This window comes from Kocuria oceani (assembly GCF_029524215.1).
GTDB classification, from domain to species: domain Bacteria; phylum Actinomycetota; class Actinomycetes; order Actinomycetales; family Micrococcaceae; genus Kocuria; species Kocuria oceani.
This window is the reverse complement of the sequence record NZ_JARAMH010000013.1, coordinates 1-21,551: the sequence shown is the minus strand read 5'-3', so window position 1 is coordinate 21,551 and position 21,551 is coordinate 1. Positions and strand designations below refer to the sequence as shown.

The window sequence follows — 21,551 nt, the reverse complement described above, 5'->3', positions numbered from 1 at the left end:
CATCCGAGGTGCCCTTCCCCGGCCGGTGGCGGCAGGTGATGACGCGTGAGCACGCAGCCCACTGACTTCAGCCTGCCCAACCTCCCGCTCAGCGCCCCGCTGCAGGCGGATCCGGGCCGGGAGCGCGGCGTCTACTCCTGGTGGCTGGACACCACCCGCTGCCCCACCCCCGAGGCGGCCGGCCTGCTGCAGCTGCCGGACGTGCCGCGGCTGGTGCACGCCTCCGGCGGGGCGGAGCTGCTCTACGTGGGCCGGGCCCGCCGCAATCTGCACCAGCGCATCGTGGGCCAGCACCTGCGGCGCACCCGGTCCTCGGCGCTGCGGCGCACCCTGCTGGCGGTGCTGCTGCCGGGCGACCCGTCCTGGCGGGAGGGCGCGGCCCTGGACGGGCGGGGCCGCGTGGTGCTCGGCGAGGCGCAGGAGCAGCGGCTCACGAACTGGATGCAGGAGCACCTGCTCCTCGGCTGGGCGGTCTGTGAGACCAAGGACGACGTCGACGCGCTGGAGCAGCGGTGGATCGCCGAGCACCGGCCGGTGCTGAACACGGACGGCACCGATCACGGCGCTCAGCTGATCGAGCTGAAGCAGACCTTCCGCGAGGGTCTGCCCCGGCGGGCCTGACCTCAGCACACAGGAGACCGCAGGCCACGAGCCCCACGTTCCGGAGCTGCTGCGGCGCCCCCACGGATCGCACGGCAGTCCGCCGCCCCGGCGGCTCACCACTTACACTCGGAGCGTGCCGAGAACCCCCAGCACGCACCGCTCCAGAGGGCCGAAGCACCCCACGCTGGCCGACGTCGCCCGCGCCGCCGAGGTCGACCCGTCGACGGTCTCCCGCACGCTCCGCCGGGGCGAGGACAGCGCCCGGACCGAGCGCGCCCGGCGGATCTGGGCGGTCGCCCGCGCCCTCGACTACCGCCCCAACCTCGCCGCCGCAGCGCTGCGGACCAACCTGACCCGCCTCATCGCCGTCTTCATCCCCCGGCTGCGGGACGAGGTGCTCGCGCTGATGTACGAGGGCATCGAGGAGACCCTGGAGTCCGCGGGCTACCAGTGCGTCGTGCTCGCCACCGGTGACGACCCCGACGTCCAGCTGGCCAAGCTGCAGATCGCCCTCCAGCGCCGCGTGGACGGCGTGCTGGTCGGCGACGCCGTCATCGGCTCGCCGTTCCTGGCGCGCGTGCGCGCCGCCGGGATCCCCTGCATCCTGTTCAACCGGCCCCGGCGCGGCTACCGCTCGATCACCATCGACGACCGGGCGGGCGGACGGATGGCCGCCGAGCACCTCCTGGCCCGGGTCGAGGGGCCGCTGGCCGTCTACGGCGCCATGGACCACGCCCAGAACCTGATCCACCGGGTCGACGGCTTCCTCGACGCCTGCCGCGCCGCCGGCCGGGCGGTCGATCCGGAGCTGGTCTTCCACGGCGGCCTCTTCGCGGAGGACGGGCTCGGGATGGCCGAGCGGCTGCTCACGCTGCCCGACCCCCCGCGGGGCATCTTCGCCGTCAACGACGCCGCGGCCGTCGGCGTCCTGGGCGAGTACGTGCGCCACGGCGCCCGCCCCGGGGAGGACGTCTTCGTGGTCGGGTTCAACAACGTCTTCCTCGCCCGGGTGATGTCCGTGCCCCTGACGACGGTCGCCAGCCCCATGCGGGAGCTCGGTGCCGCCGCGGCCACCGCCCTGCTCGAGCTCATGGCCGGCGGCCGCCCCACCTCACGGGTCATGCCCGTCGAGCTCCTCGTGCGCGCCTCGACCGGCGGACCCGGCCGACGGGCCAGGACCGAGGCGCTTCCCGGGGCCTGAATCTGCCCGCCGCCGGAGACCTTCCCGTCGACGACGAAATGCAATCGATTGCGAAAACCGTTGACCCCGGCCGCCCCACCCCCTAGCGTTCGAGACATGGCTCACGTCCGCGGCGGAGCCCGGCCGGCACCCGACCGGCCACCTCCGCGGCGGACCACGACCGGCACGCCGCCGGACGGAGCCGCCGCCCGGTGACACGTCGCCGGGGACGGGCGCCGTCGGAGACCCTCCGGCACCGCACCGTTCCCCACCGACGTGCCGTGACCCCCGACGAGGGAGGACCCCGATGCCGTTCGACGTGGTGGAGGCGACCCAGCGGGTCGAGGAGCAGATCGACCGGCTCTCCCGGCTGCGCGCCGAGGACCGGCCGGGCTGGACCCGGCAGGTCTTCGGCGAGCCCTACCGGGAGTCCCGTGAGTGGGTCGCCGCGACGATGCGGGAGGCGGGCCTGGAGGTCCACCGGGACGCCGCCGGGAACATCGTCGGCCGGCTGACCGGCACGAGCACCTCCGCCCCGGCGTTGATGACGGGCTCCCACACGGACACCGTCGACGGCGGGGGCCGCTTCGACGGCGTGGTCGGCGTGCTCGGCGCGATCGAGGCCGCCCGCAGCATCCGCGAGTCCGGCACCCCGCTGATCCGGGACCTGCTCGTCGTCGACTTCCTCGGCGAGGAGTCCAACGAGTACGGGCTCAGCTGCCTGGGCAGCCGGACCGTGGCGGGAGAGCTGACCGCCGCCGACCTGGACCGGCGAAATTCCTCCGGGCGGTCGCTGGGCAGCGCGTACGAGTCCTTCGGCCTCGACCCCTCCGCCCTGCTGGACCCCGCCCGCACGGCCCCGGGGCCGCTGCACGGGTACGTGGAGCTGCACATCGAGCAGGGACCGACCCTCGAGCGGGAGGGCGAACAGATCGGCGTGGTGACCTCGATCTGCGGGATCGAGCGCTTCGTCGCCCACTTCGCCGGCCGCGAGGACCACGCCGGAACCCGCCCGGTCGCGGACCGGCACGACGCCATGGTCGCCGCCGCCGAGGCCGTCCTGGCCGTGCGCAGCGAGGGGTGCGGCGCCCCCGGCGTCGCCACCACCACGCACGTGCGCAACCGCTCCTCCTCCCCCAACGTGGTGCCCAGCGCGGTGGACGTCTCAGGGGAGCTGCGCAGCATCGACCGGTCCTGGCTGACCGGGGCCAAGCGGCGCCTGGGCGCCCAGATCCTCAGCGCCTCCCGGGGCTACGGCGTGGACGTGGACTTCGACTGGACCTCGGACAACGAGATCGTCGAGGCCCACCCGCGCGCCTACGACCTCGTCGCGGCGACGACGGCGGAGCTGGGCTACTCCTGGCGGCCCGTGCCCAGTGGCGCCACCCACGACGCCGTGCACCTGGCCTCCCTCGCGCCGATGGCGATGATCTTCGTGCCCTCCCGCGACGGCCGCAGCCACTGCCCCGAGGAGTGGACCGACGCCGCGGACATCGGCCGCGGCGTCCATGTCCTGGCCGAGACCCTCCGCGCCCTCGACGCCGCCCGGCTGTGACCGTGCGCCCCGTACCGGGTGCGCTGCCCGCCCCGACCCTCGAGCTCCCGTTCCGTCATCCCGTTCTGGAGGGACCCGCATGAGACCGCTGTCCGAGTACGTCAACCTCCCCTTCCTGTGGGTCTGCGCCCTCGGCGTCTTCGCCGTGATCATCCTGCAGACCGTCATCTACGTGCGGGCCGCCCGGACCGCCGGGCCGGACCTCGGGTTCACCAAGGAGGACCTGCGCCGGTCCTTCAAGTCCGGCGGCATCGCCGCGATCGGCCCCTCCCTCGCGGTGGTCGTCGTGGCCATCGCGCTGCTGCCGCTGTTCGGGGCGCCCGCCGTGCTCGTGCGCATCGGCCTCGTCGGCTCAGCCGCGACCGAGACCTCCTCGGCCAACCTCGCGGCCGGGACGATGGACGCCGAGCTCGGCGGCGCGGGCTGGACCCCCGAGGTCTTCGCCGTCGCGTTCCTGGCCATGAGCCTCTCGGGCGGGCTGTGGATGCTGGCCACCCTGATCCTCACGCCCATGCTCAAGCGCGGGGACACGAAGCTGCGGTCCGTGAACCCCGCCCTGATGGCCATCGTGCCCTCGGCGGCCCTGCTCGCGGCCTTCGCCTCCCTGGGCGTCGCCGAGCTGCCCAAGGGCAGCGTGCACGTCATCACCGTGGCCACCTCGGCGCTGGTGATGGCCGTGTGCCTGGTCCTGACCAAGCGCCTGGACGCCCCGTGGCTGCGTGAGTGGGGCCTCGGTATCTCCATCATCGTCGGGCTGATCGTGGCCTACTTCGCCCACGGCGCCGGCCTCGGTCCCGCCGCCTGACCCCCGTCGCGATCCCCAGGAGCTCCCATGGCCACCACCACCAGCTCAGCAACCGCCGCCTACGCGGCCTACGACCGCACCACGTCCCGATGGGGCCGGATCACCATGACCATGGGCCTGCTGCTGTCCCTGGCCGGCCCCGCCTACCTGCTGTTCTTCAGCGGTCTGGACATCCCGCTCTCCACCGTGGTCACCGCCTATCTGGCCGTGGCCGCGGTGTTCGCCGTGCTCGCGATCGTCGAGCCCCTCACCTACTTCCCGGTCCTCGGACCGGCCGCGATGTACCAGGCCTTCATGATCGGCAACATCGCCAACAAGCTGCTGCCCTCGGCGATCGTGGCGCAGGCCGCCATCGACGCCAAGCCCGGCACCCGCCGCTCCGAGCTGGCCGCCGTGATGGCGATCTGCGGCGCCGCCGTGGTGCACATCTTCTCGCTGCTGATCTTCGTCGGCATCCTCGGCACCTGGCTCGTCAGCATCGTCCCCGCCTCCATCACCGAGGTCGCCCAGCTCTACATCTTCCCGGCCATCATCGGCGCCGTGATCGTCCAGCTGGCCGCCTACGTCAAGCAGCCGCGGATCACGATCATCGCCCTCGCCGTCGGCGCGGTGGTCCAGCTGCTGCTCGTGCCCGTCCTGGGCCCGACGTTCCGCAACTTCGCGACCGCCGTGGTCGTGCTGCTGACCATGGTGCTGGCCTGGGTGCTGCGCAACCGGAGCACCCAGCACGCCGGTCCCGGGGACGAAGCCCTCCAGTGACACCACGACCCACCCGCCCTCAGCCCTCCCCACGAAAGGACGTCATGACCACCACCGTTCCCGAGGTCCCCACCGCGCTCCGCGACGACCTGCACGAGCTCTACCGCCACCTGCACCGGAGCCCGGAGCTGTCCATGCAGGAGCACGCGACCGCCGAGCTGATCCGCGCCCGCATGGAAACGCTGGGCTGCGAGACGTTCCTGTGCGGGGGCACCGGCGTCGTCGCCGTCCTGCGCAACGGCGAGGGGCCCGTCGTCGGCTTCCGCGCGGACACGGACGCCCTGCCCCTGGCCGAGGACACCGGCCTCGACTACGCCTCCACGGCCCGCGGCACCCTGCCCGACGGCACCGAGGTGCCGGTGATGCACGCGTGCGGCCACGACACCCACATCACCAGCGCGATCGGCGCCGCGACCCTGCTCGCCGGCGACCGCGACGCGTGGGCGGGCACGGTCGTGTTCCTCTTCCAGCCCGGCGAGGAGACCGCCGAGGGCGCCCGGGCCATGCTCGACGACGGGCTGTGGGACCGGGCTCCGCGCCCGGAGGTCGTCTACGGCCAGCACGTGTGGCCGGGCCGCGCCGGGCAGGTCGAGATCAGCACCGGCCCCGCCATGGCGATGGCCGACAGCTGGCGGGTCACGGTGCACGGGCGCGGCGGGCACGGCTCCCGCCCCGAGGACACGATCGACCCGGTCGTGCTGGCCGCCCACATGGTGGTGCGGATGCAGAGCATCGTCTCCCGCGAGGTGCCCGCCCAGCAGTCCGCCGTCATCACCGTCGCGACCTTCCACGCAGGGCTGAAGGAGAACATCATTCCGCCGACGGCGGTGTTCACCGTCAACGTCCGCAACCTCGACCGCGCGGTCCGGGAGAAGGTGCTCGCCGCGCTGCGCCGCGTGATCAACGCCGAGGCCGACGCTTCCGGGGCACCGGCTCCGGAGATCGAGGAGCTCTACACCTTCCCCCTGCTCGTCAACGACCCCGCGGAGACGGCCGCGCTCAAGCAGGCACTCGGGTCCGCCCTGGGCGAGGGAAACGTGCTGGACCGTCCCGCTCAGATGGGCAGCGAGGACTTCGGGCACCTGCCCGACGCCATCGGAGTGCCCGGCGTCTACTGGTTCTTCGGCGGCACGCCCGACGACGTGCTCGACGGCGGGAAGCCGGTGCCGACCAACCACTCGCCCTTCTTCGCCCCGGTGCTGGAGCCGACCCTGACCACGGGCGTGACCGCCGCGGTCACGGCGATCCTCTCCCGCGTGGGCGGGACCCGATGAGCGCCCCCGCGGACACCGCCCTGCTCGAACTCTCCGCCCGGGAGCTCTCGGCCGCGATCCGGCAGCGGAGCGTGTCCGCGCGGGAGGTCCTCGACGCTCACTTCGCCCGGATCGACACGGTGAACCCGGCGATCAACGCCGTGGTCACCCAGGTCCGGGAGCAGGCTTACGCGGCCGCCTCCCGGGCGGACGAGCTGACCGCCAGCACGCCCGCCGACGAGCTGACACCCCTGCACGGGGTGCCGATGACGCACAAGGACACCCACGCCACCGCCGGGATCCGCACCACCCTCGGCTCTCCGGTGTTCGCCGAGCAGGTGCCCGACCACGACGACCTGGTCGTGGCGCGCTTCCGGTCCGCCGGGGTGATCAGCACCGGCAAGAACAACGTGCCGGAGTTCGCCGCCGGCTCGCACACCTTCAACGAGCTCTTCGGCACCACGCACAACCCCTACGACCACACCCGCAGCGCCGGCGGCTCCAGCGGCGGGGCGGCCGCGGCGATCGCGTCCCGGATCCAGCCGCTGGGCGACGGCTCGGACATGGGCGGGTCGCTGCGCAACCCGGCGGCGTTCTGCAACGTCGTCGGGTTCCGGCCCTCCGCCGGGGTCCTGCCGCTGGTCCCCTCCCCCGACGCCTGGGCGTGGCTGGGCCGGTCCGGGCCGATCGCCCGCAGCGTCGACGACATCGCCCTGGCGATGTCCGTGCTCGCCGGACCCGACCCCCGGGTTCCCCTGGCCTGCCCGGTGGAACGGGCGGCGTTTCGCGCCCTGGCCGCCGAGGAGCTGCCCGAGCCCGACGCCCGGCCCCTGGCCGGGGTGCGGATCGGGCTGAGCACGGACTTCGGGGTGGGCGTGCCGGTCGAGGCGGAGATCGTGGAGGTCCTGAGGGCCCAGGCGCGGGTGTTCGAGGAGCTCGGGGCCGTGGTCGAGGAGGCCGTGCCCGACCTGACCGACGCCGACGAGGTCTTCGACACCACGCGGGCCTTCGACATGGCCACGATGCTGCGCACCGTGGTCGCCGAGCACCGGGAGCAGGTGAAGCCCGAGGTCGTGTGGAACGTGGAGAAGGGCCTGGCGCTGACCGGCCCGCAGCTGATGGACGCCGCCCTGGCGCGCACCCGCCTGCACGCGGCGACCCGGGCGTTCTTCGGCGAGCACGACCTGCTCCTGTGCCCCACCTCCCAGGTCCTGCCGTTCCCGTCCGAGGAGCGGTGGCCGCGCACCGTGGCGGGGGTGGAGATGCAGACCTACGTGGAGTGGATGCGCTCGGCCACGCTCGTCTCGGCCACGGGCTGCCCCGCGGTCTCGGTGCCGGGCGGGTTCAGCCCGGACGGGTTGCCGGTCGGGCTGCAGCTGGTCGCCGCCCACGGCCGCGACGTCGAGCTACTGCGGACGGCCCGCGCCTACGACCTCGCCACCCGCCACGCGGACCGGGCGCCCGTGCTCTGACCCCGCCGCCATTCGGCACAGACTCCCTCAAGACGGTGCCGTCCGGCCCGGCCAACCGCAGCCGGGTCTGAGCCTGTCGACGCTCGCAGACGAGACGGGACAGCGCTGGCCACGCCCACGGCCAGCACGGGGAGATCACCGCCTGGGCCCTGCTGGCCGAGGCGCTACCGCTGAGTGCTCCCGGTGATGAGCGCCGCCTGGTCCTGGACCTGGAGAGTTGGACGACCTCGAAAGGATGGTTCGGCGACGCCGGCAGTCTTGAGATCGGGATGCGCAACAGTGACCTCGAAGCCTGCCGGTTCGATAAGCGTGGTGCCTGATCCACACCGGCTGAACCAAGTCCACGAGCGTCACCCGGGACTCACTCCGCCTCGAGTGCCGCAGTGGCGTGGGAGCTCTGCGTGGGCGGCCGATACTCCACGGCCGGACCGAGTCCGGGGCGCCGCCGTAGCTGATGAGGTCGAAGTGAATGCACATAGGAACTATTGTCGGCGCCTAACCCGCGGGAGTTCTTGCAACTGGTAGAACTGCCGCTCGGCCGATTCCGCTGTGGTTCCGCGGCGTTCTGCGGCCTTCAGGGCTGCCCCGGACGTCGGATCGTTTACCCCGGTGTTGCCTCGGTGCTGGTCAATGGGACCATCCTGCATCAGATGCACGATTCCACGACGAGACGAGCTTCGGATAGACGCTGCAAAGGGACAGACATCGTTGCGATGGCCCGCTTACGGGAAAGCCACGACGGCGTCTACCTGGACTGCGGCGCCCAGCGGTAGTCCGGCGACCTGCACAGTGGTGCGCGCAGGGTACGGAACGCTCAGCCGGCGACCATAGACGGTGTTCAACGCACCGAAGTCGGCGTAGTCCGTCAGATACAGCACCGTGCGCACCAGGTGCTTAAGCTCGAGCCCCACTTCGCCCAGCAAGGCATCCACGTTGTCGAGCATCGCTTCGCACTGTGCCGTGACGTCGGCGGAGACCAGAGCTCCGTCATCGCGGTTCTGACCGATGATCCCCGAGACAAAGCCCAGATCCCCGACCCGCACGAGGTGGGAGAACGGTGCGGTCGACTGGTGCAGCTCATTGCTGAAGAAAGCTCGGCATTCCATCGCTTCATCCAACGCGGCCACAAGAACCCCGTCAAACGGGCGGAGGGCAGAACTCCCTCCTCATCAACATCCGTGCCTACCGGTCAGTAGGACGAGTAGAAACAGACGCGAGAACTCATCCCACCCTGCCTACGGGCGTCTGTCCAATCGGCGGCAAAAGGTTCGACGGTCTCATTTGGCCTCCATCTTCCCGGCATCCACTGGGTCCGTACGGATCACTGACCCGTCTTTTGCCGGAGGGTCGAATCGTACGGGCGGCTGGAACATGAGGTGGCTCTTCGATCCCGCCCCGGAGCTTCTTGTCAATGAGCGCGTTGCATAGCCGCTGGCCTCGGTCCTGGCGTCACTGGTGGACAGTCAGGCGGTCCGAGGCTCAGCTTGCCGGCGCAATAAGGAGTTGCTCGCCCCTGTTCAGCTCACTCCCGGTTTTGCCTCCGTCGACTGCGGCGGAGGATTTACATTCCTGTGACACAGCGACCCCTTTGCAAACACAGTTGCTGGATACACTTGCTGCAATTACCCTTGCAGTGTGATCTGGGCAACACAGGAGGTACCCGTGGCTACGACTGACAACTCACTGTCGAGGCCCTCCTTTCCTTCGGAGGCGGCATGGCTTGGCGACGCCTTGCCCGAGTCGTCCCTCTCGAAGGCGCAGCAGCGCGTCGTGGACGTGATCGTGCGCAATCCGCAGTTGTCGTCCTACGCCGAACTGGCCGAGATCGCGGCACGCGCCGATGTCAACAGTTCCACCGTGGTCCGCGCCGCGCAGTCGCTGGGATACCGCGGGTGGCCGGACCTGCAACGCGAGTTGCGAGCCCGCTACTTGGCCATGATCTCCACCGAGGACACCCTCGCCGAGCACGGCGAGCATCGCAGTCCGGTGCACGATGCCTTGAACCATGACATCGGCAACCTGCGCCTGACTCTTGAAGCCAACGCCCCGAGCGATGTCGAAGCTGCAATCACGGCTCTGGCTGCGGCGGACTCGATCACCGTTGTCGGACTGGGTTCTTTCGCCGGTCCGGCCACGGTCATGGCGCACCTGGGCTCGACCATGGGCTACCCCATCGCCCTCGAGAACCGAGGTGGAGTTCATCTCGCCTCGAGCACCAACAGTCTGGGTGAGGGCGACGTTCTGGTCGTGATCAACATGTGGCGGCCGGTCCGGCAAATTGTTGCCGTCACCGAAGCTGCACACCAGGCCGGTGTCGGAATTGTGGCCATCACTGACATGCGCCGAGGCCGCCTGGCCGCGGCGGCAGACCACCTGCTGGTCGTGCCCTCGGAGGGGATCTCCTTCTTCCAATCGATCACCGCAGCGACTTCGGTCGTCTACGGCCTGCTCGCCGGCATGGAAGCCGCCCACCCAGACCGCAGCCGTGCTGCGCTGCGGCGCACCCAGCAGCTGTGGAAGGACCTGGACATCTATATGGACTAGCAGGCCCCTGCCGCGTCCCTGCGCTGTCTACCACCCCGCCACGAAGATCCGCCCCACTGAAGGAGTGCTTGTGAAGACCAATATCGATCGCCGTGTTGCCGTCATCGGCCTTGGCGCCATGGGCGGCGCCATGGCCGCGACCTTGCACAAGGCCGGATGGCAGGTCACGGGCTTCGACCCCTCCGACGCAGCCCGGGACACCGCCGAAGCCGGCGGCATCCCAGCTGTTGACAGCATCGACGCTCTAGCTGGCACCCCTTACGTAGTACTGTCCTTGCCCTCGGCCGCAATTGTGGAGACCACCGTGCCGGCACTGCTCCAAGCACCCGGCACGGTGGCGATCGTCGATACCACCACCTCGGAACCCGAGGTCAGCGCGGCAATGGCCTCTCTCGCGGCGAAGCATGGGACCGCTTTCGTTGACGCTCCGGTCTCTGGAGGACGCGACGGGGCCGCAAGCGGAACCCTCAGCGCCTTCATCGGCGCCACCGATGATGCGCTGGCCGCGGCCGAACCCGTGCTGGTGGTGCTGACAGGTGGCAAGTACGACCACGTCGGAGGCCCAGGCAGCGGCAATGTGGTCAAGCTGCTCAACAACGTACTGGCCGCAGTCAATCTGGTGGCTGTCGGAGAGGCTCTGGGCGTGGCCAAGGCCTACGGCATCGACCCGGCAACAGCCTCTGCCAGCATCAGTGGCGCCTCCGGAGGGAGCAAGGCTTCGGAGCACATGTACCCAAAGTGGGTGCTGTCGGGCACTCACGACTCCGGGTTCGCGCTGGGACTGATGGCCCGCGACGCCGCCCTGGCCATCGACATCGCCCACAACAAGGGCGAGGACCCGCAGCTGCTGGGCACAGCCAGCGACCAATGGCAGGCGGCCCTCTCAACCCTGGGTCCACGAGCGGACTTCACCGAGATCGCCCGCACCGTCGCCCCGTCGATCACCCGCGCCGGGATGCCACAGGTCCCGGCCCACGACTAATTCGTCCCACCAAAGGATCGCCACAGCATGACCACCACCCCTGCTCCCACCACGTACTCCACCGATGCCGCCAGCACGGTTCTCCATTCCTGTTTTCCCCAAGGCCTCGGGTCTTTTGTCGGCGGCCAGGTCGTGTCCGGCAATGGCGAGTCCATCACCCTGACCGCCGCTGCCACCGGGGCACCATTCACCCACTACCCCGACCTCGACGCGGAAGGCATCGACGAGCTGCTGGACAACGCCTCGCGCGGCGCCCAGGTCTGGGGAGCTCTCAACGGGTTCGAACGCGCCGGGATCCTGCGCAATATTGCCGGCGTCGTGGCCGAGCACAGCGAGGAACTAGCAGTTCTTGAGTCGGCCACGACCGGCAAGCCCATCCGTGATGCACGCGCCGAAGTCGCGAAGGTGGTCGAAATGTTCGGCTACTACTCCGGGTGGGCGGACAAGGTCACCGGTCAGACGATTCCCGTTCCGGGCAATTGGCTCACCTATACCGAACGTGTTCCTTGGGGCGTGGTGGTGGCCATCACCCCGTGGAACGCCCCGGTCTTCACTGCCGGCTGGAACTCCGCCGCCCCGCTGGCGGCCGGCAACGCGGTGGTGCTCAAGCCGAGCGAGTTCACGCCGGCCTCCACCGTTCGTCTCGCCCAGCTGGCACACCAGGCGGGCCTGCCCGAGGGCGTCTTCAACGTCGCCGTGGGGCTGGGTAGCACCGTGGGCGCCGCGCTGACCACCGATCCCCGGGTCGGGAAGGTCAGCTTCATCGGCTCCGTCCCCACCGGGCGCCGGGTGGCCGTCGCCGCCGCCGGGGCCGGTATCCCGACGGTGCTGGAGCTGGGCGGGAAGAGCGCCAACATCGTCTTCGCCGATGCCGATCTGGACCGGGCCGCGGACGGGGCGGTCTCGGCCATCTTCTCCAACGCCGGCCAGTCCTGCGTGGCAGGATCGCGCCTGCTGATCGAGCGCAGTATCCACGAGGAGTTCATCGACCGTGTGGTCGAGCGGACCTCCCGCCTGCGTGTGGGCGACCCCTTCGACACCACCACCGAGGTCGGGCCGATCTTCACCGCCCCGCAGTTCGAGACGGTCACCTCCCTCATCGAGACCGGCATCCGGGAAGGAGGCCGGCGGGTGACCGAAGCCGCGCTGCCACCTTCCCTGGCCGGCTCCGAACTGGCCGGCGGTCACTGGGTGATGCCCACCCTCCTGGACGGAGTGCGCCCCGACAACAGTTTGGAGACCACCGAGGTCTTCGGCCCCGTGGTCGGCGCGGACGTGTTCGACACCGAAGCAGAAGCCATCGCCCGCGCCAACCACACCAACTTTGGGCTGGCCGGAGCAGTGTGGACCCACAACGTCTCCCGCGCTCACCACGTAGCTCGATCTGTGAAAGCCGGAACCTTCTGGATCAACGCCTACAAGACCATCCATGTCGCGGTCCCCTTCGGCGGGTTTGGCGACTCCGGACACGGTCGTTCCTCCGGCCCCGGTGTGCTCGATGAGTACACCCAGACCAAAGCGGTGTGGGTCCCCACCCAAGCCACCGGCACCCCGTTTCCGTCCCTGAGCTACTGAGAGGAGGCACCCTGATGAAGTTGACCGACATCGCGGCTGCCACCACCGGCGCACGAGCCGACCTTGCCGCGCAGCTCTTGCGGTGGCAGGACGACGTCCTGGCCCTGAGCCGCGACCTGCACGCCCACCCCAAGGTGGCGTTCGGGGAGGTCCGTGCAGCAGATGGCATCACCACCTTGCTGGAGGCAGGCGGGTTCACGATCGAACGCGGCACTGCCGGATTGTCGACCGCGTTCATCGCCACGGCCGGGTCCGGGGCACTGGTGATCGCCCTGTGCGTGGAGTACGACGCGTTGCCCGGCATCGGGCACGCCTGCGGGCACAACCTCATCGCCGGCGCCTCGGTCGCGGCCGCTCTGGCACTTGCTCCACTGGCCGACCGGCTGGGCATCACGATCAAGGCCATCGGCACACCCGCCGAGGAACACGGGGGCGGAAAGGTCCTGATGCTCGAGCGCGGCGCCTTCGACGGCGTGCACCTGGCGATGATGGTGCACCCCGTCCAGGAGGGGCAGACCGCCAACCCGGCCGGCACCAGCGCCCAAGCGGTGGGCCGGTACCGGGCCAGGTTCCACGGTCAGGCAGCCCACGCAGCAGCTGCCCCGCACCTGGCGATCAACGCCGCCGACGCTGCGGTGCTCAGCCAGGTCGCCGTCGGACTGCTACGCCAGCAGATCCCCGACGATCACCGGATCGCTCTGTTCGTGCGCGAGGCCGGGCACGTCACCAACATCATCCCCGACACCGCAGTGGTCGACTTCGAGTGCCGCGCCTTCACCCTGGCCGACTACGAGGCACTCGTCCCTCGTGTGCACCGGTGCTTCGAGGGCGCGGCCCTGGCCACCGGGACCACCTTGGAGATCACCACGACCTAACCCGTCTACGAGCCGCTCCTGCAGAACGACGTCCTGGCCAAACACTGGACACAAGCCATGGCCCTGTTCGGCCACGACACCTCACCGGCCCGAGGAATGTCGGGAGGTTCCACCGACATGGGCAACATCTCCCAAGTCATTCCCAGCCTGCACCCATGGATGAGCATCCCCGGGGCAACAGCCCCGATCCACTCCGAGGCCTTCGCGGCTATCGCTGACACTCCCGCCGCCTACGAGGCCATGTTCGAATCCGCCGCCGCCCTGGCCTTCACCGCCACAGCCATCGCCGAAGATCCCGACCACCACCAATTCATCCAGACCGTGTCCACCCGAACCTCCGTGACCGAGGACGCCCGACCATGACGCGCGCACCAGAAGGCGGAACAGAGAACAAAGGAGCCGCAATGGATTCCCTTCGCACCTTGGCGCAAGACTGGCGCCTACACCTGACCGTGCTCGTCGTGGCGGCCGTGTCGCAGCTGATCGGTGTCCAACAAATTCCCATCGGGATCGGCGCCATCTTGTTGTTGCCCCTGCTCTACGCGTTTATTTTGGCCGCCCTGACCAACCCCAACGTCGTCGGCCGCCTCGCGTTCTTCATCCGTGAGCGCGACGTCCAGAAGGCCTCGCCTGTCATCGTGATCGCGATCATGCCGTTCATCGCCAAGTTCGAAACCACGATCGGCCCCTCGATGCAGGACATCATCGAAGCAGGCCCGGCGCTGCTGCTCCAAGAGATCGGCAATCTCGGCACGATCGCCATCGCGTTCCCGCTAGGGCTCTATCTACTGCGCATGCGACGGGAAATCATTGGCGCTTCCTTCTCCATCGCCCGCGAACCCAACATCGCCATCATCGCCGACCGATACGGACTCAAAAGCCCCGAAGGGGCAGGAGTCATGGGCGTGTACGTCGTCGGAACGCTCTTCGGCACCTTCATCTTCGCCATCATGGCGTCGCTGATCGCTTCACTAGACATCCTCGACATCCGTGCCCTCGCGATGGCATGCGGGGTCGGCAGTGGATCCATGATGGCTGCCTGCAGCGGTGCGCTCGTGAACATCGATCCAGCGATGGAAGAAACCATCCTGGCTCTCGCCGGAGCCAGCAACCTCCTCACCTACGCCACGGGCATGTACGTCAGCCTGTTCGTTGCCCTGCCCCTGGTCGAGTGGATGTACCGCAAGTCCCAGCGCGACCGCCTCGACTCGGAAGGTGCCACCGCATGAGCCACGTAGACAATGTCGCAGTCCAAAGCGACGACACCGTCCCGGAGATGTCCCTGGGCAGGGAGTTCACCCTGCTGCTCATCGCGACCGCGATCGCACTTCCCCTCCAGCTCATTGCGGTCGACATCACGGTCACCGAGGCCGCAGCCGGCCTGGGCGTTCTCGCTTTGATGTGCGTTGGCGGAATCCTCCTCGGGCGCTACATTCCGATCCCCATACCCAGCGTCGCGTGGATCTCCCTGATCGGCATCGCCCTCACCCTGCCCTTCACCCCATGGGGGCCATCCATCGTGGGACTGGTGGAGCAGATCGACTTCCTCGCACTCGCGGTGCCCTGCCTCGCCTACGCCGGCATCGCCATCAGCCAGCTCGAGATCAAGGTCCTCAAGCGATCCGGCTGGAAGCTGCTGGTGGTGGCCGTGTTCGTTCTCTTCGGCACCTACATCACCTCAGCAGTGATCGCACACTTCATGCTCGGCGTCTCATAATCCTCCACCGGGTCTCGCATCAACAGATCGACTAGTAACGCCACCCGATGAGGATCACAGAGCGCACCCCCGTCTTTTGACGGGCAATCCAACCTCATAAACATGAACGCGGGCGGCCACCACACGGTGGCCGCCCGACTTTGTGGCAACGCCCATAAGAACGGCCATGCCTGTTGGGGGCTACTGCATCAGTAGGTGTCATCAAAGCTGGCTTGATGTCCGCTATCCGGCCATATGTAAAGCAGGGGGACGGAATTGCGCCTGCAGGTGCTGTCCATGGGCCAATCCGCGCCAGGATCGCATGGGACTCAGGATGCGCTTGATTTCCGATGGGTATGCCATTCCCACAGCCGTGGTCGCGATGTCGTCAGGATGAAGATTCGGTGGGCGCGTGTTGACGGGTGTTTCAGGCGTCTGTGGAATCGCGCTGCGGCCTGGGGGTGGCTGGGCCGTTCAGCGGGAGCGTTTGGGATCAGCTGCCGGCTGCTGCAGGGCGGTCTTGCGCAGGAGCTGCAGGCGGAGCCGGCGGGCGGTTTCCATGTGCTCGCGGGCGATGGTGCGTGCGGTCTGTTCGTCCTGGTCCTCGATGGCGCGCACGAGTCGTTCGTGTTCGTCCAGGGCGGCGTCCCACCGGTTATCGGTCGACAGGGTGGACTTGGGTGCGTGGACTAGGTGGGTGGAGAGGCGTTCGAGCAGGTCCTGCAGCACGGGGTTGTGGGTGCAGGCCCATACGGCGGCGTGGAACTCCAGGTTGGTGGTGATCCGGGTGTGGTCGTCGGGGTCGACGAGGGCCCGATCACGTTCCACGAGGGCGTCCAGGCGCATCAGGTCGGTGAACTGGCGGGCGCGGGCGGCTTGGGCGGCGGCTTCTTGTTCGAGCAGGATGCGCATGTCGTAGATTTGGATGACCTGTTGCGGGTCAATCTGCGGGACTCGGAGTCCGCGGTGGACGCGTTCGAGCAGTCGTTCCTGCTGCAGGCGGGAGAGCGCCTCCCGGACGGGTGTCCGGGAGACGCCGAATCGCTGGGCCAGGGCCACTTCGCGCATGGGGGTGCCGGGCTGGTGGATGCCGGTGAGGATCTCATCGCGCAGGGCGAGGAAGATGGCGTCGCCGTCCGGGCGTGCCGACGTGGCGGTGTGCGTCACTGGGGTTCCCCTCGCGTGGTGTGGACCTGTGCTGGCCGGGTGGGCACCAACTTTACGCGAGGGCTCCGGCGCGGCGGCCGAAAACGCATCCGGCGGCCAGCCCGGAACCGCCGGGGTAGTTGGTGGAGAACAGTCCGCCGAGCATCTCCCCGGCGGCGTAGAGACCTTCGATGTGCTGGCCGTCGGCGTCGAGGACTCGTCCGTGGGTGTCGGCCTTGACTCCGCCGAAAGTGAAGGTGATCCCGCAGGTGACCCCGTAGGCGTAGAACGGGCCGGTCTCCAGCGGGGAGGCCCAGTTGCTCTTGGGCGGGGTGGTGTCGGCCTTGCGGCCGTCCTTAATCGTGGGGTCGAACTCGACGGTTCGGTCGATGGAGGCGTTGTAGTCCTGGATCGTTTGGGTCAGTGCGGTCGGGTCGAGCCCGATCTTGGCCGCGAGCTCTTCGATGGTGTCGGCGGTGGCCACGGAGATGCCGGGCATGTCGTACTCCTCGGTGCGCAGCATGGGGCGCAGGGTGGCGTCGAAGATCTGGTAGGCCACCGAGCCGGGCTGTTTGAGGATCTCCTTGCCGTACTTGGCGTAGGTGTAGTTGCGGAAGTCCGCGCCCTCATCGAGGAACCGCTTCCCCTCGGTGTTGACGATGATGCCCAGCGGGTAGCTCTGCCGGGTGAGCCGGTTGGTCAGCTCGCGGTTGGACTCATTCGTGGCGGTGAAGGCGTCCCACTGCACGGAGTGGCAGGTGGACCAGTCCCCGCCCTTGGCTGCCCCGACGTTCAGGGCGGCGGCGATCATGTCCCCGGTGTTGTACGGGGTGCCGCGTACCTTGGCGTTCTCCCACCCCTTCCCGAGGTGTTCGCGGCGCCAGGAGGGGTCGGACTGGAAACCGCCGGCGGTGAGGATCACGGACTCGGACCGGATCACCTTGCGCCCCCCGCTGGTTTCGACGGCCACACCGACGACGCGACCGTCCTCCACGCACAGTTCGGTGGCCCGGTGCCCGTAGCGCACCTGCACGCCCAGCTTTCCGGCGACCTGGGTGTGGTCTTCGATCAGGCCTTCCCCGCCGCCGACGTTGCCCACGTGCAGCCCGCCCCAGAACAGGTAGGACCCGTCCGCCCGCTCGTAGGCCTGGCGTTCGTACATCAGCCGGTACTTCAGCCCCAGGCTGTTGAGCCACCGCAGGGTGGACTGGCTCTCGGTGACGAGCACCTGGGTCAGCTCCGGGTCGTTGCGGCCCTCGGTGACCTTGGCCAGGTCGGCGGCGTACTCCTCGGCGCTGTAGGGCGGGACCACGGTCGTGGCGTGGCGGTCGTCGGGCTCGATGAAGTCCCGCAGGTCCTCCAGCCCGTTGTGGGCGATGCGGGTGGCGCCGGCGGTGTAGAAGCTGTTGCCCCCAGCCATGTCCTGCTCACCCTTCTCGAGCAGCATCACCGACCGGCCCCGCACCGCGGCCGCGTGGGCGGCGGTGAACCCGGCGTTGCCCCCGCCCACGACCACGACGTCGGTGGTTTCGGTGGTGACCTCGGTGTTTTGGGCTGTCATTGCTACCTCCTGAAATCATTTGTACACAACTGTATACAGCAACTGCACCGGAGTCGCCAAGACGTTTCTAGGAAAGATCTGCGGTTCTGAACGACTGATGACGCTTACTGATCGGCCCGCGGTGCGACAGGTCTTGCGGTGATGGGAGTCACACCGTATAACTGTATTCCAATGTGTACAGCGGTATGCACCTGTGGGGTGATCCCCTCGGTCCTACCGTGCGGGACGGTGGTCGTGGAGCATCGGCCCGAGCAACGGACGACGTCGTGAGGGAACGAGGAGCATGAAAAGGACCATCCGTGCAGGCCTGTTCAGCCTGCTGGTGGCGGTGGTGACCGTGCTGGCCTTGGTCAACGCGGCCTCCTCGGGAGGTGTGAGCACCGCCCGCAACAAACTGACCCTGATCGCCCCGGCCGCCCCGGGGGGTGGCTGGGACGGATTCGCCCGCGAAGGTCAGCAGGCCCTGCGGGCCCAGGGGATCGTCAACAACCCGCAGATGGTCAATATCCCCGGCGCCGGTGGCACCATCGGGTTGAGTCAGTTCGTCCAGGACCCCGGGCGGGAGGACGCGCTGATGGTCACCGGCGGGGTGATGGTCGGGGCGATTGAGCTGGCCGACAACCCCGAGTCCTTCGACGACGTGGTCCCTATCGCCCGGATGGCCGACGACTACGCCGCCCTCGTGGTGCCGGCCGACTCGAAGTTCCAGACCTTGGAGGACTTTCTCGCCGCCTGGAAGCAGGACCCCGGGGCCAACTCCATCGGCGGCGGATCCCTGGGTTCTATCGATCACCTGCTCAGCGGCCTTCTGGCCAAGGAGGTCGGCATCGACCCCCTCCAGGTCAACTACGTGGCCTACTCCGGCGGCGGAGAGGCCCTGAACTCCCTGCTCTCCCACACCACTGCGGCCGGGATGTCGGGCTACAACGAGGTCAAGGACCAGGTCGAGGCCGGCAACCTCCGGGCCCTGGCCATCTCCTCCCCCGAACGCCTCGAGGGCGTGGACGTGCCTACCTTCCGCGAACAAGGTGTCGACGTGTCCATGTCCAACTGGCGCGGCGTCGTCGCCGCCCCGGGCATCACCGAGGAGGCGAAGAACGAGTTCATCGACATCGTCACCGAGTGGCACGCCACCCCGGAGTGGCAGGACGCGCTGGCCCGCAACAACTGGGACGACACCTTCTCCACCGGCGAGGAGTTCGAAGACTTCATCGACGGCGAAGTGGCCACCGCCCAGCAGATCGTAAAGGACCTCGGACTATGAGCATCACCGACACCACCACCCACACCGGGGACCCCACCACGGGCACCCCACTGCGGAAGAGCTTCTGGACCGGCCGCAGCGAGTTCGCCCTGGTGGCGCTGCTGTACGTGCTCGCCGCCATGCTCACCATCGGCACCGTCACCATGAACGTCCAGGGCGAGGCCGTGCCCGGGCCGACGTTCTTCCCGATCATCGTGTGCGTGCTGCTGTACACCACGGCCACCCTGCTGGCCATCCACCTCATCCGCCACCCGCACCTGCCCGACACCGACCCCCACCCCGGGCGCGGCGACTTCTCCGCCGACATGCTCGACGACCTGGCGCACATCTCCTGGGAGCACACCGCCGCCCGCGGACCGGGCATCTCCAGCCGGTGGAAGACCTACTCGGACTGGAAGACCCTCGGGATGATCCTGGGCGCAGCGGCGGTCTTTATCGTCCTGCTCAAGGTGGTGGGCTGGGTCCTGTGCGCGGCCTTCCTGTTCTGGGTCGTCTCCCGCGCGCTGGGCAGCAAACGGCCACTGTTCGACATCGGCGTGGCCCTGCTCTTCTCCTCGGTCATCCAGCTGGCCTTCAACGCCGGGCTCGGCCTGCCCCTGCCCTCCGGATTCCTGGAAGGACTGCTCTAAATGGAACAGCTCACCCTCCTGCTCGAGGGATTCAGCAACGCCCTGACCCCCATGAACCTGCTCTGGGTGCTCATCGGCGCGATCCTGGGCACCGCCGTCGGCGTGCTACCCGGCCTGGGCTCGGCCATGGCCGTGGCCCTGCTGCTGCCCATCACCTTCTCCCTGGACCCCACCGCAGCCTTCATCATGTTCGCCGGCGTCTACTTCGGCGGGCTCTTCGGCGACTCCACCTCCGGGATCCTGCTCAACACCCCCGGCAACTCCTCCGCGATCGCCTCCACCTTCGAAGGCCACCGCATGGCCAAGAACGGCCAGGCCGCCAAAGCCCTGGCCACCGCCGCCCTGGGCGCCTTCTTCGGCGGGCTCGTCGCCACCACCCTGGTCGTGTTCTTCGCCCCCACCCTGGTGCGGCTGGCCACCGTCTTCGGCCCGGCCGAATACTTCGCGCTGGCCGTGTTTGCCTTCCTAGCCATCTCCGCCGTGGTGGCCGAATCCGTCATCCGCGGCATCGCCGCCCTGGGCATCGGCCTGGCTCTGGTCCTGGTCGGGGTGGACGGGCCCAGCGGCACCGCCCGCTTCACCCTCGGACTCCCGCAGCTCTTCGACGGAATCTCCATCGTCGTAATCACCGTCGGACTGCTCGCCCTCGGGGAAGTCCTCCACGTCGCCTCCCGCATCCACCGCGACCCCGTGGCCACCCAGATCCGCCCCAAGGGCAAGACCTGGCTCACCGCCGGCGACTTCCGCAAAGCCCTGCCCGCCTGGATCCGCGGCACCGCCTTCGGCGCCCCCTTCGGCCTCATCCCCGCCGGCGGAGCCGAAGTCCCAACCTTCCTCGCCTACGGCACCGAGAAACAACTGGCCAAACGCCGCAACGACCCCGAGTTCGGCACCACCGGCTCCATCCGCGGCCTGGCCGCCCCCGAAGCCGCCGGCAACGCCACCGCCGGCACCGCCATGGGCGCCCTGCTCGCCCTGGGCCTGCCCACCTCGGCCACCGCCGCGATCATGCTCGCTGCCTTCCAGCAGTACGGCATGCAACCGGGACCCCTGCTCTTCGAACGCAGCGGCGACCTCGTCTGGGCCCTGCTGGCCTCCCTGTTCATCGGCCTGGTCATCCTCGTCATCCTCAACATGTCCTTCGCCCCCGTGTGGGCCAAACTGCTGAGAATTCCGCGCCACTACCTCTACGCCGGGATCACCGTGCTGTCCATGCTCGGGGTCTACGCGATCAGCGCCTCCCTGATCGACCTATGGCTGCTGCTGGGCCTGGGTGCGCTGGGCTTCATGATGCGCCGCTACAACGTGCCCGTGGCCCCCGTGCTCATCGCCGTCGTCCTGGGCCCCCTGGCCGAGACCGAACTGCGCCGCGCCCTGGCCGTCTCCGAAGGCGATCCAGGCATCCTCGTGGACAGCCCCATCACCATCACCCTCTACACCATCCTGGCTCTCGGACTGCTTATCAGCGCCGTCCAGCACCTGCGTCACCGCCGCGACCACGACCACACTCCGACGAAGGAGGACGTGGTGGCCTAAATGTGATGTCCAGGGAGGTTGGTCAGGCGGGTGACCGGTGGCTGGCCTCCAAGTGCGGAGTGGGCTCGATGATGATTGTAGAAGTGCAGCCAGCCCGGTAGGGCATCGTCGCGCTC

At 68.9% G+C, this 21,551-nt stretch carries 20 protein-coding genes and 1 pseudogene; 17 read left to right on the top strand and 4 right to left on the bottom strand.

All coding sequences use genetic code 11. The annotated features are described in order from the left end of the window. Positions 1-45 precede the first annotated feature (45 nt). The 7 genes from PU704_RS13925 to PU704_RS13895 all read left to right on the top strand — a co-directional run bounded on the left by PU704_RS13925 (position 46) and on the right by PU704_RS13895 (position 7,627). Positions 46-621 (top strand): GIY-YIG nuclease family protein, encoded by a 576-nt coding sequence (locus tag PU704_RS13925; protein ID WP_277551760.1) that lies wholly within the window; start codon positions 46-48, stop codon positions 619-621. Positions 622-736: 115 nt separating this feature from the next. Continuing rightward, entirely contained in the window at positions 737-1,804 is a 1,068-nt protein-coding gene (locus PU704_RS13920; RefSeq protein ID WP_277551759.1) for a LacI family DNA-binding transcriptional regulator, read from the top strand. Between the two features lie 286 nt (positions 1,805-2,090). Then, the gene (locus PU704_RS13915) at positions 2,091-3,338 is read left to right on the top strand and encodes a M20 family metallo-hydrolase (RefSeq protein ID WP_277551758.1); all 1,248 of its coding nucleotides are present in this window, start codon (positions 2,091-2,093) and stop codon (positions 3,336-3,338) included. 79 nt (positions 3,339-3,417) lie between these two features. Further along, positions 3,418-4,143, top strand: coding sequence for a DUF5058 family protein (locus PU704_RS13910; protein ID WP_277551757.1), 726 nt, complete (start codon positions 3,418-3,420; stop codon positions 4,141-4,143). Positions 4,144-4,170: 27 nt separating this feature from the next. Next, the gene (locus tag PU704_RS13905) at positions 4,171-4,902 is read left to right on the top strand and encodes a hypothetical protein (RefSeq protein ID WP_277551756.1); all 732 of its coding nucleotides are present in this window, start codon (positions 4,171-4,173) and stop codon (positions 4,900-4,902) included. A 44-nt stretch (positions 4,903-4,946) separates the two neighbouring features. Then, the gene (locus tag PU704_RS13900) at positions 4,947-6,176 is read left to right on the top strand and encodes an amidohydrolase (RefSeq protein ID WP_277551755.1); all 1,230 of its coding nucleotides are present in this window, start codon (positions 4,947-4,949) and stop codon (positions 6,174-6,176) included. Beyond that, a complete protein-coding gene (locus PU704_RS13895) occupies positions 6,173-7,627 on the top strand; it encodes an amidase (RefSeq protein ID WP_277551754.1) in 1,455 nt (484 codons plus the stop codon). The genes PU704_RS13900 and PU704_RS13895 overlap by 4 nt, the downstream gene beginning before the upstream one ends. Positions 7,628-8,349: 722 nt before the next feature. Here PU704_RS13895 and PU704_RS13885 read toward each other — a convergent pair. Continuing rightward, positions 8,350-8,754 carry a RidA family protein gene (locus PU704_RS13885; RefSeq protein ID WP_277551753.1) on the bottom strand — a complete coding sequence of 135 codons (405 nt, stop codon included), beginning with the start codon at positions 8,752-8,754 and terminating at the stop codon, positions 8,350-8,352. Positions 8,755-9,289: 535 nt separating this feature from the next. Between PU704_RS13885 and PU704_RS13880 the strand changes: the two genes are divergently transcribed. The 7 genes from PU704_RS13880 to PU704_RS13850 all read left to right on the top strand — a co-directional run bounded on the left by PU704_RS13880 (position 9,290) and on the right by PU704_RS13850 (position 15,320). Continuing rightward, a complete protein-coding gene (locus PU704_RS13880) occupies positions 9,290-10,171 on the top strand; it encodes a MurR/RpiR family transcriptional regulator (RefSeq protein WP_277551752.1) in 882 nt (293 codons plus the stop codon). Positions 10,172-10,241: 70 nt separating this feature from the next. Then, on the top strand, positions 10,242-11,153 hold the full coding sequence (locus tag PU704_RS13875) for an NAD(P)-dependent oxidoreductase (protein WP_277551751.1): 912 nt from the start codon (positions 10,242-10,244) through the stop codon (positions 11,151-11,153). A 27-nt stretch (positions 11,154-11,180) separates the two neighbouring features. After that, positions 11,181-12,728, top strand: coding sequence for an aldehyde dehydrogenase family protein (locus PU704_RS13870; RefSeq protein ID WP_277551750.1), 1,548 nt, complete (start codon positions 11,181-11,183; stop codon positions 12,726-12,728). Between the two features lie 14 nt (positions 12,729-12,742). Then, a complete protein-coding gene (locus PU704_RS13865; protein WP_277551749.1) occupies positions 12,743-13,603 on the top strand; it encodes an amidohydrolase in 861 nt (286 codons plus the stop codon). Positions 13,604-13,660: 57 nt separating this feature from the next. Next, on the top strand, positions 13,661-13,966 hold the full coding sequence (locus PU704_RS13860) for a hypothetical protein (RefSeq protein WP_277551748.1): 306 nt from the start codon (positions 13,661-13,663) through the stop codon (positions 13,964-13,966). A 41-nt stretch (positions 13,967-14,007) separates the two neighbouring features. Then, positions 14,008-14,832, top strand: a complete 825-nt coding sequence (locus PU704_RS13855; RefSeq protein WP_277551747.1) for a DUF3100 domain-containing protein — start codon at positions 14,008-14,010, stop codon at positions 14,830-14,832. Then, positions 14,829-15,320: a hypothetical protein gene (locus PU704_RS13850; protein WP_277551746.1), complete on the top strand. Its 492-nt coding sequence runs from the start codon at positions 14,829-14,831 to the stop codon at positions 15,318-15,320. The genes PU704_RS13855 and PU704_RS13850 overlap by 4 nt, the downstream gene beginning before the upstream one ends. A 453-nt stretch (positions 15,321-15,773) precedes the next feature. Here PU704_RS13850 and PU704_RS13845 read toward each other — a convergent pair whose 3' ends face one another. After that, positions 15,774-16,466: a GntR family transcriptional regulator gene (locus tag PU704_RS13845; RefSeq protein ID WP_277551745.1), complete on the bottom strand. Its 693-nt coding sequence runs from the start codon at positions 16,464-16,466 to the stop codon at positions 15,774-15,776. Positions 16,467-16,518: 52 nt separating this feature from the next. Further along, positions 16,519-18,006, bottom strand: a complete 1,488-nt coding sequence (gene tcuA / locus PU704_RS13840; protein ID WP_277551744.1) for an FAD-dependent tricarballylate dehydrogenase TcuA — start codon at positions 18,004-18,006, stop codon at positions 16,519-16,521. A gap of 283 nt (positions 18,007-18,289) precedes the next feature. On the opposite strand from tcuA, the gene PU704_RS13835 reads away from it, so the two are divergent. The 3 genes from PU704_RS13835 to PU704_RS13825 are packed head-to-tail and all read left to right on the top strand — an operon-like array spanning position 18,290 to position 21,435. Beyond that, positions 18,290-19,270 carry a Bug family tripartite tricarboxylate transporter substrate binding protein gene (locus PU704_RS13835; protein ID WP_277551743.1) on the top strand — a complete coding sequence of 327 codons (981 nt, stop codon included), beginning with the start codon at positions 18,290-18,292 and terminating at the stop codon, positions 19,268-19,270. Then, the gene (locus PU704_RS13830; RefSeq protein WP_277551742.1) at positions 19,267-19,899 is read left to right on the top strand and encodes a tripartite tricarboxylate transporter TctB family protein; all 633 of its coding nucleotides are present in this window, start codon (positions 19,267-19,269) and stop codon (positions 19,897-19,899) included. Before PU704_RS13835 ends, PU704_RS13830 begins: the two co-directional genes overlap by 4 nt. Continuing rightward, entirely contained in the window at positions 19,900-21,435 is a 1,536-nt protein-coding gene (locus tag PU704_RS13825) for a tripartite tricarboxylate transporter permease (protein WP_277551741.1), read from the top strand. Here the strand turns inward: PU704_RS13825 and PU704_RS13820 are convergent. After that, a pseudogene (locus tag PU704_RS13820) lies at positions 21,432-21,551 on the bottom strand (IS481 family transposase); the annotation flags it as partial. The gene PU704_RS13825 and the pseudogene PU704_RS13820 sit on opposite strands and share 4 nt — an antisense overlap.